This is a genomic window from Asaia sp. VD9 (assembly GCF_037150015.1).
GTDB lineage: Bacteria > Pseudomonadota > Alphaproteobacteria > Acetobacterales > Acetobacteraceae > Asaia.
In genome coordinates, this window is sequence record NZ_JBBCQM010000001.1 from 406,426 (window position 1) to 419,613 (window position 13,188).

The window sequence follows — 13,188 nt, forward strand, 5'->3', positions numbered from 1 at the left end:
ACTCCCTGCCCGGCCCAGACGCCGCATGACCCGCAAGACGAGACGCCTCTGGCTCGTCATGAGTTGCCTCGCCTGCTTCGCCGTCGCGACGGCGCTCGTGCTGAATGCATTTTCTTCAAGCATCGTGTTTTTCATGGCGCCTTCGCAGATTCTGAAATCTCCCCCACCGGGCGATCGTATGGTCCGGCTGGGCGGCATGGTCGTGGCCGGGTCATTGCGCCGCACACTCGATGGCCAGCGCCCGGTCAATCTGTTTCAGGTGACAGACGGTCAGGCGGCCCTGGAGGTACGTTTCGAAGGCATATTGCCGGATCTCTTTCGGGAAGGGCAGAGCGTGGTGGCCCTTGGCACCTATGCCCCCGGCAAGGATTTTGCCGCATCCGAAGTACTCGCCAAACATGACGAGACCTATATGCCAAAGGAGGTCGCCGAGGCATTGCAGCGCAGCGGCAAATGGGACCCGCGTTTCGGCAAGCCTCCGTCTAGCGAGAGCCTGAACAGCATGACACGCAGTGAGGCGGTAAATCCCCAGCCCATCCCGGGAGCGGCCTCCGCCAGAGCTCCGGCCAGAGCTTCAACCAGAGCTTCGACCACACCATGATCGAACTCTTCAGTGCCGAGTCAGGGCATTATGCGCTCGCTCTCGCCTGTGTTCTCGCACTCGCGCAGTTTGTCCTGCCCCTTTGGGGGGCAGCGCGCGCACGGCGTTTTCTGCTGGATCTGGCCCCCAGCCTGGCCTGCGCCCAGTTTCTGGCACTGCTCTATGCCTTTTTGTGCCTGATTGTCTGCGCCATCGAGGATGATTTTTCGGTGCAGAATGTCGCGGCCAACTCAGCCTTGAGCAAGCCGCTGCTGTACAAGATCACCGGCGTCTGGGGAAACCACGAGGGATCGGTGCTTCTCTGGGCACTGATTCTCGCTCTGTGTGGCGGGGCTGTCGCCTTGCTTGGACGAGGCCTGCCCCTTGTGCTCAAGGCGCGCGTTCTGGCCGTTCTTGGCGGCGTTTCAACCGGATTCCAGCTCTTCTGCCTTCTGACCTCCGACCCTTTCGACAGGGTCTGGCCCGCGCCGCCCGACGGGCAGGGCATGAACCCGCTCCTGCAGGATCCCGGCCTCGCCTTTCATCCCCCCGTTCTTTACACCGGCTATGTCGGCTTCGCCGTCCCGTTTGCCTTTGCGGTTGCCGCCCTGATCGAGGGGCGTGTCGATGCTGCCTGGGGGCGCTGGGTACGTCCCTGGGCCGTAGCCGCCTGGTGCTTTCTCACGCTCGGCATCGCCATGGGATCGTGGTGGTCGTATTACGTACTCGGCTGGGGTGGCTACTGGTTCTGGGATCCGGTCGAAAATGCGTCCCTGATCCCCTGGCTGACCGGCACGGCGCTCGTTCATTCCGCGATCGTGGTGGAAAAACGCGACGCCCTGCGCATCTGGACGGTTCTGCTCGCCATCGCTTCTTTTTCCTTCTCGCTCTCAGGGACTTTTCTGGTGCGGTCAGGCATTCTGAATTCGGTCCATGCCTTCGCGAACGACCCGGCGCGTGGCGTGTTCATTCTCGCGCTGCTGGGCATTGTCATTGGCGGTTCGCTCCTGCTTTTCGCCTGGCGTGCCCCTTCCCTGAGCGCAGGGGGAATGTTCGCGCCCCTCTCGCGCGAGGGCGGCCTGGTACTTAACAATATCCTGCTCTGCGCGCTCTGCGCGGTGGTGGTGACGGGCACCATGTATCCGCCTTTCATGCAGATCCTGACCGGCCGTACGCTCTCGGTCGGAAAGCCGTTTTTCGACGCAACAACCATTCCGCTTGCCCTGCCACTTATGATCGTCATGGCAGTCGGCACCATGCTCCCTTGGAAGCGTGGCAGTCTTTCGCCCCTGCTGCACCGACTTTGGCTGGCCGCCCTCGTGGCAGGGCTGGCCCTGCTAGGCGGTCTGATGCTGCTCGATGGCATCCTGCCCGCGCTCTGCGCCGCCGCCGCTCTGTGGGTCATTCTCGCCAGTCTGACCGATCTGGCCACGCGGCTCGGTGCCCGCGTCGATCGTCACGCGGGATGGCGTGCGTCTCTGATCGGCATGAGCCGGCGCGGCCGACACCTGCCCCGCGCCATGTGGGGAAGCGCCATCGCCCATATCGGGGTCGGTGTGACGGTTCTCGGCCTGACCGGCATGTCACAGGCCAGGCATGACGTGGTGGAGATCGGCATCGGTCAGACGCTGCATCAGGGAAATCTGGACTGGTCCCTCCTGGCGGTTCGGCAGGAGCGTGGACCGAACTACAAGGCTCTGGTCGCAGACCTGATGGTCTCGCGCCATGGGCAGGTGCTCGCCACGCTTCATCCCTCGCGCCGCGACTTTGTGAGCCAGCATCAGGTCACAACCGATGTCGCCATAAGGACCAATCTGATGCGCGACCTCTACGCCGCTCTGGGCGAGGCCCATGGGAGCGGGCAAGATGCCCGCTACGTGCTGCGTCTCCATGACAACCCGCTCGCACCCTGGATCTGGCTCGGCGGCGTCATCATGGCTCTGGGGGGCGGTCTTTCCCTCTCCGACCGACGCCATCGTTTCGGTGCGCCCATGAAGCGGCGCCCCGCCCCCACTTTGCGTGGAGGAAGCGGGTCATGAGCGTTCCGACACGGCGTCGCCTCCTGATGGCCCTGCCGGTGGCGGGAGCCGGACTGGTGGGCGCAGGATGCTGGAAAATGCTCGCTTCCATGCAGACGGGCCAGTTCGATCCGCGCGCCATCAGGCTCGATTCCCAGGCGCGCCTCGTGCCCGATTTCGCGCTTGCGGGTCTATCGGACAGAGAGCCCGGCTTTGACGCCGCTGCGCTCAAAGCCAGTCCCGTACCGGTGCTGATCAATTTCTTTGCGTCGTGGTGCATTCCCTGCGTGACCGAAATGGCAGCCCTGCGAGTCATCGGGCGCCAGATCCCGATCTGGGGCATCGCCTATAAAGATCGGCCTGAAGACGCTGAGCGCTTCGTGACGCGTGATGGCTCCCCCTACAGCCGTCTGGCGCGCGATCAGAGCGGCATGACGGCCATTGACTGGGGCGTGAGCGGTGTGCCCGAGAGCTTTCTTATCCTGCCCGGCGGTCATATTGCCTGGCATGGCGCCGCTGCCCTTGATGAAGGGGTATTCGAGCGCGAGATCCGCCCTTTGGCAGGGGGCCGATGATGATGCGCGCCCGCTCGCTTGTCACCCTGATGATCGCCCTTACTGCCTACGCCCTTCCTGCTTTGGCGCCGCCCTCTTTTGCCCTGGACGACCCCGGCGAAAAGCTGTCTGACCCGGTGCAGGAGAAACGCGCCGAAGCGATTGGCGCGCAGCTTCGCTGCCTTGTCTGCCAGAATGAGTCCATCGAAGACAGCAGCGCGGAGCTCGCGCGCGACCTGCGCCATGTCGTGCGACAGCGCGTGGCAGCGGGGGAGAGCGACCCACAAATCATGGCCTGGATGACCCAACGCTATGGCGAATTCATCCGTCTGCGCCCTGGTCTCTCGGCTGCGACGCTGCTCCTCTGGGCGATGCCGGCTCTGGCCCTGATGGCTGGTCTTGTGGCTGCCGCACTCATGATGCGGCGTCGGGCCCTTCCCGCCGGGATGGGGGAGACACTCAACGCTGCCGAGCAAAGGCGTCTGGCGCAATTGCTGCGTGAGGGGGAGGACAGCCAGTGAGTGTTTCAGGCTTCCTTCTTGTCACGCTGATCAGTCTGTCGCCCCTCCTGGCCCTGTTCTGGCGCCGCGGACAGGCGCCCCTCCCTGTGAGCGCGCGCCATTCGGCCCTCACCCTCTATCGGGAGCAATTGCGCGATCTGGAACGTGATCGCGCGGCCGGACTGATTGCGGAAGCCGAACGCGCCCATGCCGAGCTGGAAATCCAGAGGCGCATTCTATCCGCCGACACGATCGTCGAGCGAAAGATGACGACACGGAGCGAGAAGAAACGCCTTTTCCTTCTCCTCCTGTTTCTGCCCGCCTTCGGCTTTGCGCTCTATCTGGTCAACGGACATCCGTCCTTGCCACCGCAACCCCATCAGTCGACGCACCCTGCGGTCACAGCCGAAATGCAGGCCCTGTTCGACAAGCTGGCCCGCCAGGTCGCTTCCATGTCGCCAGACGACCCTGATTATGTGCGTCAATCCGTGCTACTGGGACAGGTGGACGAACATATGGACAGGATCGATGAGGCCCTTCGGGCCTATCGACAGGCGCTGGCCATACGCTTCATCCCCGAGCTCGCAGTTCAGATTGCGGAGTTACAGACACAGCGGGACGGCCATATCTCTGCGGATAGCCTCGCTTTGTACCGCAAGGCGCTCGATGCGGCCCCCGCCGATGCCCCGTGGCGGCTTGCCGTCGAGGCGCGTATCGCAACGGGCGAGCACGACCAGGAGCGCTGAGGCTTCGTTGCATCGGACGCTCAGAGATACCGGGCGATCCGATCGCGGAGATGACGCCATTTCGTACGCAGCATGTAATGACGCGCGGCCTCGAAGTCGGGAGCAATCTCACAACGATTGCCGAAATCGCGTCCGAAAGGCACGAGTGCCCCCTCTTTGAGGTAGCGCGCGTACAAAATCGGCGTCCGGTCCGTTTGCCACGAGGCGGCCTGACAAAGCACGGCGGCGAAGGCCTGGGAGCGCGGGGGCAGCAGATCTGCCGCTTTCTCGGCGTAGTCCACCGCGACCCATCGATAATGATATCGGGCAAAAGGCACCACCTCGCTGGCCTGATAGCGCTTGCGCTCTTCCGGCGTGATGAATGGCCCCTTCAGCGCCCGATCCACGCGCTGTTGGCGCGTCAGGCTGCCTTCCAGCGGATCCTGGGGATTGCTCGAATACAAGCTCCGTCCCGCACCCCCCTCATAGGCGCCCTCATAGACAGCGTAATCCGGCCCCTGCTCAGTGCCCATGATCTCCATGCCATGGATGCGTGCAATGCGCGCTGCCTCGAACCATCCTCGCGCCCGACTGACACGCGTCCATCCCGAATGCGCCTCGGCAAGCGCCTTCGCATAGGCGCGCACCCATTGGCGGTAGGGCCGATCGACCGCATGCCCCCCCTCGCTCTCTGAGCGAAAGCGCGGATCATCGTCCTCGGGAAAATAGGCCAGAGATTCGTCGAGACGCCCCTCTCGGACCATACGGCGGGCCAGGATCTGGCGCATCGTATCGCCTAGCGTGATCGCGGGAAGGAGATCGCCTTCGCGGGGCGGCGGCGGCTTGGGGCTGGCGGGAATGGCCCGGTCGATTTCGGCACGAAGTTCCTCGACCGTCAGAACCCGTTCGGCGAGATAGGCGGCATCACTTGCCCCGTCAGCAGAGGCCCCGTCAGCAGAGGCACCTCCGCTTCGCGCCGCGTCATAGAGGGCGATGAATGCCTGAACGAATTCTCCCCGCGACAGCTGGAGGATACCGCTCTCGCTGCGTATGCGCGATGTCATTGCCGGGTCTCCAGACGCGGTATTTGTCGGGAAACCCTTGATAGCCTGAGCGTAGGCACGCGCGGCACCTGGCAGATCATTGACTCTCATGGCAAGCTTGGCCCGCACCCAGGCAGCATAAGGCGCAGGATCATCGCCAGCAAACTGCGCGGCGAGATCGAACTGGCCCATTCTGTAGGCGGCAAGTGCGAGAAGAGCATTCCTGCCCCCCGGTCCGGTTTTTATGTCCGAGGCGGAACGTGCGAGCGCCTTCATGGCCGCATGACCGGGTGCGCTGCCATCATCGTAAGCCAGCACGTAAAGGCTCAGCAAGTCTCGCCCGAGGCTGTCCTGCGCGAGCGCTTCAAGCCGCGCAGGATGTCGAGAAACCCATTCGAGGAGGAAGCTCAGCGAGTCCACTCCGGAGGAGGCTCCAGCCACAGCCTGGTGAGTGTACAGTGTGAGCGCTTTGGCGATTTGTACGCTCGTCAGGGCCTCCGTGCAGGGATCGTGCCGCACCATCTCGGTCCATCCGCACACCCTGCCTTGTGCATGAAGCGCCAGTCGCGCCTCTTCCCCCCAGGAAGCGGGGCCGAGGCCATCGGGATCGCTCCAGCCTTGTGCGACTAATTGCCGCGTCGCGGCAAAGCCACGAGCTGCGTCCTCAAGCTCCTCGTCGGTGTCGTGGCCAGCGACAAAAGCAAGCGCTTCATGGGCCTTTCCACTCATGAAAGCTGCCTTAACTCGCACGCTGTCCGTTCCTGCCTCGGGCAAGGGGCCGATCGCATCAAAGCTCGACAGTCCCCGATCCTCGCTTTGGGGGTCGCGATAGGCGCGTGCCCCGCGCGCATAAAGCACGGACGCCGCTGACGAATCGGCAGCGTCGGCGGCTCTCTTGCCGGGTGAAGGCGTGCTCGGCATGAGGCGCGTGACTTCACGGGAGAAAGAGAATTCGGGCAGGTTCGCAAGGGTATTCTTGCGATCATCGAGAAGCTGCTCTGGGAAAAAGGGTCCGCAGGCGAAGACGGCCGCGATGGTGGTGGAGGCCAGAGCGAGGACCACCAGAGACACCCGCCTGCGCCCAATCCCCGACAAGGAAACCGGTCGCCTGAAGAGTTGATTAGGGCGTGACATGGATGGACGCTTCCTCCTGCGGACAGCTGAGCCAGGCGGCGATGAGCGATTGACCGACAGTGAGCAGACTGGTCTGCGCACGGGTCAGAGAGAGCCCTGCACGGTCGTAATCAAGACGATACGGTCCCTGGGCCCCTGCCCCTCGGCACGGACTTGTAACATGAAGGACGGGCGGCGGCAGGGCGTCAACCGTTCCCGTATTCCTGACAATGATATGATACAGCCCCTTGCCCGCCGGCGCAGCCTCAAGCGTCATGGCCTCGCGGATCGGCTCGTGCCGGACGAGGCTCAACCACGATCCCAGGCTCCATGAGCGCCGGTCGCCGGCGACTGGCAGGCGGAACCAGATCCAGCCTTCGAGTCCGATCGGGGGGCGAGCCTCGATGCTCTGCATGAAGGCGGCAATCTGCCGCGGGGCAACGATCAGCTCTTGCCCGTTACCGGGGCCGATGCCCTGGCTCCCCTCGCTCTCTATCGCGGCGACCTGGCCATCCTGCCCCCAAAGGATGCGTGATCCATAGCTGGGCAGGGCAATCCACCACCGGCCCGAGCGCAGGGTACGGGCCGCGATCGGACCGAAAAGAGATGCCGCGTTTCGCGCCTGAACCGGGCTGAACAGCCCCTCGACAGGGTTGCGTACCGCATGGAGTTGCAACACGGCGCTGTCGGCCTCCCCGAGCAATTCGGGAAGCGCGGACGAACCGAGCCAGGCGGGGAGAGCCGTGATCGACAGCTCGGTTTTCGGCGGCAGGCTTGGACGCAGTGCGGCGATGAAGCGTGCATAGGCGTCGAGCCGCGCCGTCGCGCAGTCATGATCGAGTTCGATCCCTTGCACGACGATCCCGAGAGAGCGCCATTCGGCCACTACTGCGGTGATGTGCGCAGCGAATGCGGCAGGATCGAGATCGGCGCGACGGCCGCTGAGCCGGAAGACGGCAAGGACGGGATGCGCCGCAAAAACCTGCGCGAGTGTCCCGTCAGGCGGGGCCGTCAGCTGTGCATCATGCCAGATCCCGCGCTGATCGCGCTCGGAGGCCAGCACATGCCACCTCTCCAGAGCTGGGTCTGCTGTCCTGATCGCCTGAACCAGCGCGTCGCTCCATACGCGTTGCCAGATATAGGCATCGGAGGGGAGCCGCACGGACGTAGAGGACAGGACACGGGCGGGAGGCAACAGGCCAGTCCACGCCCCCAAGCCCCCCACGGCGACAAGAGCGAGCACGGCACCGAGAATACCGGCCCCGATGCCCTTGCGCGACGAGCAAGGTTTCATGTGAAGCCTCCTCGCGCAGGCGGCTGCCTGTTGTGTCGATGCCTCTGCCGATGAACGGGGCAGGCGTTCGCATCGGTAGACGCGTGTCTTCTCGCGTGGACCATCGCGGGTTCATCGGTCGTATCGCCAAGGTAAAACGCCTCGGGAATGAGCCGCAAGAGCATGAAAACCATGTCACGCCGCAAGCAGTCATCCTTTGTGTTCAAAACAGGGCGCTTAGCCTCAAGTCCATTTTCATATTGCATCGTCCCTGTGCTTCGCGGCATGTGCTCTCCATGGTGCGTCTCTCCCCCCTGCCCCGTCAGCGATCCGTCCTGACAGGAAATTATCTGCCCGTTCCACGCCCCCCTGCGCAGGATTCGGTCGTGCTGTGTCCCGCATGTCGCGGCAAGATGCAGCGCACGGATGAGCAATGCCCGCATTGTCATGCCGAACGTCATTTCGGCCCCACGCGCAAGGAGACGCTTGTCAGCACGTTGATCGGCGTTGTCGCAGCGCCCGTCCTGTCCCTGCTGCTCATACGCCCCTCTTTCTGGACCGGCGCCTTCGCCGTGGTGGGGCTCCTGGCCGGTTTTTTCGTCGCCCATAGCCGGCATAGCGGCGATCGCTGGCTTCGCGACCCGCGCTAGATCGCAGATTTCGTAACATGATGCAGCTTTCGGCAAGTCTGGCGAAACGCTAAGGGCAATACCCATGTCTGAGTCGGCTTCACGCCCCAAACGCCGTTCCTTCCTGCTCTTGCGCGAACGCTATATCCTGCGTCAGCTTTTTCTCGGGCTGGTCGGGATCACGAGCGGCGCCATCGCGCTGATCTGGCTGATGCAATCGCTGCGCTTCGTCTCGCTGGTCGTTGATCGCGGCCTGTCGCTGCGCGTGTTCCTTCAGCTGACCTCGCTCATGATCCCGTCCTTTCTGGCGGTGATCCTGCCCATCACAACCTTTCTTGTTGTCCTGTTCGGCTATCAGCGCATGTCGGGCGATCGCGAGCTTACGGTGATGCAGGCAGCCGGACTCTCGCCGTTCCAGCTGGCACGACCGGCCATGGCCTGCGCCCTGATTACCACTGTTCTGGGGTATATCCTCAATCTCTGGCTCGTTCCCGTCTCCTATCATGCGTTCCGGCGCTATGAATTCGAGATACGCAACCGCATGGCCGCGTTTCTCCTGCAGGACGGCGTGTTTGCGCAGCTCTCCAAGGACATGACCGTCTATGTGCGCAAACGCGATCGTGACGGCGTCATGCATGGCGTCTTCGTGGAAGACGACAGGCAGCCTGAAGCCCGCGCCACGATCATTGCCGAGCGCGGCAACATGGTCGTCATCGACAACCAGCCGCGCGTGGTCCTGTTCAACGGTTCTCGTCAGGAAATCGACCATCATACCGGTCGGCTGAACGTGCTGACTTTTCAACGCAACACGATCGACCTTTCGAGCAGCAAGCAGGCAGAAAGCGAAAACCGCGATGCTGCTGAGATGTCGCTGCCCGAACTGTTCCACCCTGACCCGAACTACGTCTCGCAGCGCGACTGGGGCAAATTTGCCGTGGAAGGGTGGCGCCGCCTGACCGCACCGCTGACCACATTGTCCTTCAGCATGATCGCGCTCGTGGCCGTACTGAGCGGCGCTTTTTCGCGCCATGGCAATATCAAGCGCCCCATGACGGCCATTCTCAGCGTTGTCGGGCTCATGGCGCTGTCGCTCATGCTCCAGAATCTCGCAGGGCGTAACCTTGCCCTCGTCCCGCTTCTCTGGCTGGTCGCCATCCTGCCCGCCATCGGATGTGGGTTTTGGATTTTCGGCCGCGAAGCCCTGAATGCCGGAAGGCGGAAATCGAATGGCGCTTAATCCCCTCTCCCTGCTCAAGGGGTCATCGGCTGGCGTGTCGGTCACGCTGTCGATCTATATCTCGCGCATCTTCACGCTTTTCGCCCTGGCGATGATTGCGGCCCTGACAGGGCTCGTCTCACTGTTCGACTTCATCGATCTGCTGCGCCGCGTGGCGACCAAGCCGGATGTGCCCACCAGCCTCGTGACCGAGATCGCGGGGCTGCATGTGCCCTATTTCATGATCATGATCATGCCTTTCGGCATTCTGCTCGGCGGGATCGTATGCTTCTGGCGCCTGACTCGCTCGTCCGAACTGATCGTGGCGCGCGCTGCCGGGATTTCAGCCTGGCAATTCCTGGCCGCCCCGCTGGCCTGCGCCATTATGCTCGGCGCGTTCGGCACCATGGCGCTCTCCCCTCTTTCCTCCTCGATGTTTCGCAAGGCGGAATTGCTGGACGAGGCCTATCTCAAGACAGGAGGCGGCCCACTCTCGCTCAATGGCGGCGCGCTGTGGCTGCGCCAGCTCGATGACGAACAGGGCGCAAAGGGCGTGGCCATTCTGCATGCCCGCCACGTGTTCCTGCGAGACGGTGCGCTGCGCATCAATGATATCAGTGTCTTTCGTCTCGACGCGCGCGACCAGCTTGTGATCCGCATCGAATCCCCGCGTGGGCAGCTCGTGCAGGGAGCGTGGAAACTCGAGGATGCGGCGACTGTGCGGCCGAACCACCTGCCGGTGCGGATCGGCGATTACCTTCTGCCGACCAACCTCTCCCTGACCCGCGTCGAACAGAGTTTCTCGTCTCCCGATACGCTGTCGGTCTGGACCTTGCCCGGTTTCATCCATCTGCTCGAGCGGTCCGGTTTTTCATCCATACGCCATCGACTGCACTTCCAGACTCTGTTAGCTCTTCCGATCCTGTGCGGTACTATGGCGCTCGTCTCGGCCGGCTTTTCGATGCGTCCCACGCGACGCGGCGGTGTGGCACGTATGCTGGGCTCGGGAATCGCTGCGGGTTTCGCGTTGTTCACCATTTCGAAAGTGGCAGCGCAGTTTGGTGAATCCGGTGCCCTCCCGCCTGTCATGGCGGCCTGGGCACCGACTGGCGCAGGTCTATGCTTGGCAGTAGCGTTGCTTCTGCATCTGGAGGATGGTTGATGTCGAAACGGCGCGTTGCGCAGAGAAGGCGCAGGTCCTGGCTGGCCGCGTCCATGCTTGCCGGCACCGCAAGTTTCAGCACGATCCCGGAGGCCGATGCCACGATGCAGCGCCAGACTGGTCCGCGCGTGGCCGTTGGCAAGCCGTCATCGCAATCTGATCCGGTTACCTATCTCGCTGACCAGGAAAGCTACACGCGCAGCGGCGTCGCGACCTGGACCGGCAATGTGCAGGTCTGGCAGGGAGATCATGCCCTGCGCGCCGACAAGATCGTCTATGACCGCAATACTGGGGTCATGACCGCGACGGGCCATGTGGCCATGGTCGAGCCCGATGGCAGTACGAGTTTTGCTGAGTATGTCGAGCTCAGCAACGGCATGCATGACGGCATCGCGCGGGCCATTTTCCTGCGCATGGAAGACAATGCCAAGCTTGCTGCGAATGGCATGAGGCGCACCAACGGCAAGATCAACGACATGGCCAAGGCCGTCTACACGGCCTGCGAAATCTGCGCGAAGGACCCGACGCGCGCGCCGTTCTGGCAGCTGCGCGCCTATAACGCGACGCAGGACGCCGAACATCAGCGCATCGAGTTCAGCCATGCCTATCTCGACATGTTCGGCCTGCCCATCATGTATCTGCCGATCTTCTCGATGACCGATCCGAGTGTGAAACGTCAGAGCGGCTTCCTCATGCCGGGCATCAACCCGCATGACCGCTATCTCGGCACCTATTTCACCATTCCCTATTTCTGGGCAATCGACGACCAGCAGGATCTGACCGTGCAGGGTCTCGTCTCGACCCGCACCGGGCCCCAGATCAGTGGGCAGTATCGAAACCAGCTCAATTTCGGCAAGGTGAACCTGACGGGCGGCATCGCCTACAGCACCCATAAGGAAGGCAGCTACGTCAACACGTTCGGCAATACTGTCAGTGGTACCAATGATAACGGCATACAGGGCTATGTGCGCGGATCGGCAATATTCGATATCGACCGGCACTGGCGCGCAGGGGCAAACCTGAATCTCGCCTCATCAGCCAACTACATGCGCGACTATCGCATCACCGGTTACGGCAATGAAACGCTGAGCTCAACAGCCTATATCGACGGCTTCGGCGTTGGCTCCTATGCGCGTCTCGACGGTCAGTTCTATCAGGGGCTGAATCAGGGCGTCATCCGCAACTCGAACCTGCCTTTCGTCCTGCCGCGCTTCACCTATGCCTTCCAGGCCGAGACGGACCCGTTGGGCGGCACATTCTCGCTGAATACGAACGACTTCAACGTCTATCGCCCCCAGGGCACGCGCGATCAGCGCGGGCAGATCCAGATGAACTGGAACCGCCCCTTTCATAACGTTCTGGGGCAGATCTGGCTCCTGACCGCACGCGTCGATGCGACGGTCTATCAGGCCAGCCATCTCACGGAACAACCGCTCTATTACACCGAGACCGGCACCCATACGACAGGCTGGGTCCTCCCGACTGTAGCGCTGAAAATGAACTGGCCGTTCATGCGCAGCTTCGCCCATGGGCATGGCTCGCAGATCATCGAGCCGATCGTTCAGGCCATTGCGGCCCCCAATATGGGCAACAGCGCGACGCGCATGATCCCGAATGAAGATTCGCTGCAATACGAATTCACCGACAGCACGCTTTTCTCCCTGAATCGCTACACCGGTACGGACCGCCTCGATGGCGGATTGCGCGGTAATGTCGGCGTGCACGGCAACTGGACGTGGCGCGGCCATGCGGTTGATTTCCTCGTGGGTGAAAGCATCCAGCAGCATATCACCCAGAACCGCATTCCCTATTCCGGCCTGTCGCACCATCTTTCCTCGCCTGTGGCGCGTGTACGGGTGAGCCCCAATCAATATCTCGATCTGACCGCCCGTGGACGTTACGATCCCTGGCGCAAGAAATTCGATTATGGCGAAGGGCTTGTGAGCGTCGGCGTGCCGGTTTTCCACGTCAATGCAGGCTATATCTACGAGCCGGTCACGCCCTATTACTTCTACGCGGAGAACTACCGCGTCAGTGGTCCGGCGCAGGTCTATTACACCCCGACCAATGAAGTCACGGCAGGCTTCTCGACCGCCTACAAGCAGTACCACGCCTCGGTTTACGGCCGTCGCTCGCTGTCGCGCCACGAGTTCGTCAGTCTCGGTGGCGATATCGGCTATTCGAATGACTGCTTCGGCTTGGACATCCTTGCGATCAAGCAATATACCTCGATCGGTGGTCAGCAGCGCAACACGACCGTGCTGTTCAACCTTACCTTCAAGACAATCGGTACCTTCGGAATCAATGGCTGACGGACGCGCAATGATCTTCTCCGCTCCCTTCCTTCGGGCTGTCCCGCATACCGGGACGCCCCG

11 protein-coding genes are annotated in these 13,188 nt (G+C 62.6%); 9 read left to right on the forward strand and 2 right to left on the reverse strand.

Annotation, left to right across the window (positions count from 1 at the left end):
- Positions 1-25 precede the first annotated feature (25 nt).
- The 5 genes from ccmE to ccmI are packed head-to-tail and all read left to right on the forward strand — an operon-like array spanning position 26 to position 4,398.
- Positions 26-601: a cytochrome c maturation protein CcmE gene (gene ccmE, locus WFJ47_RS01855; protein ID WP_127102912.1), complete on the forward strand. Its 576-nt coding sequence runs from the start codon at positions 26-28 to the stop codon at positions 599-601.
- Positions 598-2,619 carry a heme lyase CcmF/NrfE family subunit gene (locus tag WFJ47_RS01860; protein ID WP_336760496.1) on the forward strand — a complete coding sequence of 674 codons (2,022 nt, stop codon included), beginning with the start codon at positions 598-600 and terminating at the stop codon, positions 2,617-2,619. Before ccmE ends, WFJ47_RS01860 begins: the two co-directional genes overlap by 4 nt.
- Positions 2,616-3,173, forward strand: a complete 558-nt coding sequence (locus WFJ47_RS01865; protein ID WP_336760498.1) for a redoxin domain-containing protein — start codon at positions 2,616-2,618, stop codon at positions 3,171-3,173. The genes WFJ47_RS01860 and WFJ47_RS01865 overlap by 4 nt, the downstream gene beginning before the upstream one ends.
- Entirely contained in the window at positions 3,173-3,673 is a 501-nt protein-coding gene (locus WFJ47_RS01870; RefSeq protein WP_408868601.1) for a cytochrome c-type biogenesis protein, read from the forward strand. Before WFJ47_RS01865 ends, WFJ47_RS01870 begins: the two co-directional genes overlap by 1 nt.
- Positions 3,670-4,398 (forward strand): c-type cytochrome biogenesis protein CcmI, encoded by a 729-nt coding sequence (gene ccmI, locus WFJ47_RS01875; RefSeq protein WP_336760500.1) that lies wholly within the window; start codon positions 3,670-3,672, stop codon positions 4,396-4,398. Before WFJ47_RS01870 ends, ccmI begins: the two co-directional genes overlap by 4 nt.
- A gap of 20 nt (positions 4,399-4,418) precedes the next feature.
- Here ccmI and WFJ47_RS01880 read toward each other — a convergent pair whose 3' ends face one another.
- On the reverse strand, positions 4,419-6,554 hold the full coding sequence (locus WFJ47_RS01880; protein WP_336760502.1) for a hypothetical protein: 2,136 nt from the start codon (positions 6,552-6,554) through the stop codon (positions 4,419-4,421).
- A complete protein-coding gene (locus WFJ47_RS01885; protein ID WP_336760503.1) occupies positions 6,541-7,827 on the reverse strand; it encodes a DUF3142 domain-containing protein in 1,287 nt (428 codons plus the stop codon). The genes WFJ47_RS01880 and WFJ47_RS01885 overlap by 14 nt, the downstream gene beginning before the upstream one ends.
- Positions 7,828-7,910: 83 nt before the next feature.
- Here WFJ47_RS01885 and WFJ47_RS01890 point away from each other — a divergent pair, with 83 nt between their 5' ends.
- From WFJ47_RS01890 to WFJ47_RS01905, 4 genes are all read left to right on the forward strand, one after another.
- Positions 7,911-8,456 (forward strand): hypothetical protein, encoded by a 546-nt coding sequence (locus tag WFJ47_RS01890; protein WP_336760504.1) that lies wholly within the window; start codon positions 7,911-7,913, stop codon positions 8,454-8,456.
- 64 nt (positions 8,457-8,520) lie between these two features.
- Positions 8,521-9,672, forward strand: a complete 1,152-nt coding sequence (lptF, locus tag WFJ47_RS01895; protein ID WP_127102800.1) for an LPS export ABC transporter permease LptF — start codon at positions 8,521-8,523, stop codon at positions 9,670-9,672.
- Positions 9,662-10,813, forward strand: coding sequence for an LPS export ABC transporter permease LptG (gene lptG / locus WFJ47_RS01900; RefSeq protein WP_336760505.1), 1,152 nt, complete (start codon positions 9,662-9,664; stop codon positions 10,811-10,813). Before lptF ends, lptG begins: the two co-directional genes overlap by 11 nt.
- Positions 10,813-13,125, forward strand: coding sequence for an LPS-assembly protein LptD (locus WFJ47_RS01905; protein ID WP_127102798.1), 2,313 nt, complete (start codon positions 10,813-10,815; stop codon positions 13,123-13,125). The genes lptG and WFJ47_RS01905 overlap by 1 nt, the downstream gene beginning before the upstream one ends.
- The last annotated feature ends 63 nt before the right edge of the window (positions 13,126-13,188 follow it).

Excerpts from the sequence above, each read along its gene's own strand:
- ccmE (WP_127102912.1), top strand. The coding sequence starts at position 26 with ATGACCCGCAAGACGAGACGCCTCTGGCTCGTCATGAGTTGCCTCGCC.
- WFJ47_RS01860 (WP_336760496.1), top strand. The coding sequence starts at position 598 with ATGATCGAACTCTTCAGTGCCGAGTCAGGGCATTATGCGCTCGCTCTC.
- WFJ47_RS01865 (WP_336760498.1), top strand. The coding sequence starts at position 2,616 with ATGAGCGTTCCGACACGGCGTCGCCTCCTGATGGCCCTGCCGGTGGCG.
- WFJ47_RS01870 (WP_408868601.1), top strand. The coding sequence starts at position 3,173 with ATGATGCGCGCCCGCTCGCTTGTCACCCTGATGATCGCCCTTACTGCC.
- WFJ47_RS01880 (WP_336760502.1), bottom strand. The coding sequence starts at position 6,554 with ATGTCACGCCCTAATCAACTCTTCAGGCGACCGGTTTCCTTGTCGGGG.
- WFJ47_RS01885 (WP_336760503.1), bottom strand. The coding sequence starts at position 7,827 with ATGAAACCTTGCTCGTCGCGCAAGGGCATCGGGGCCGGTATTCTCGGT.
- lptF (WP_127102800.1), top strand. The coding sequence starts at position 8,521 with ATGTCTGAGTCGGCTTCACGCCCCAAACGCCGTTCCTTCCTGCTCTTG.
- lptG (WP_336760505.1), top strand. The coding sequence starts at position 9,662 with ATGGCGCTTAATCCCCTCTCCCTGCTCAAGGGGTCATCGGCTGGCGTG.
- WFJ47_RS01905 (WP_127102798.1), top strand. The coding sequence starts at position 10,813 with ATGTCGAAACGGCGCGTTGCGCAGAGAAGGCGCAGGTCCTGGCTGGCC.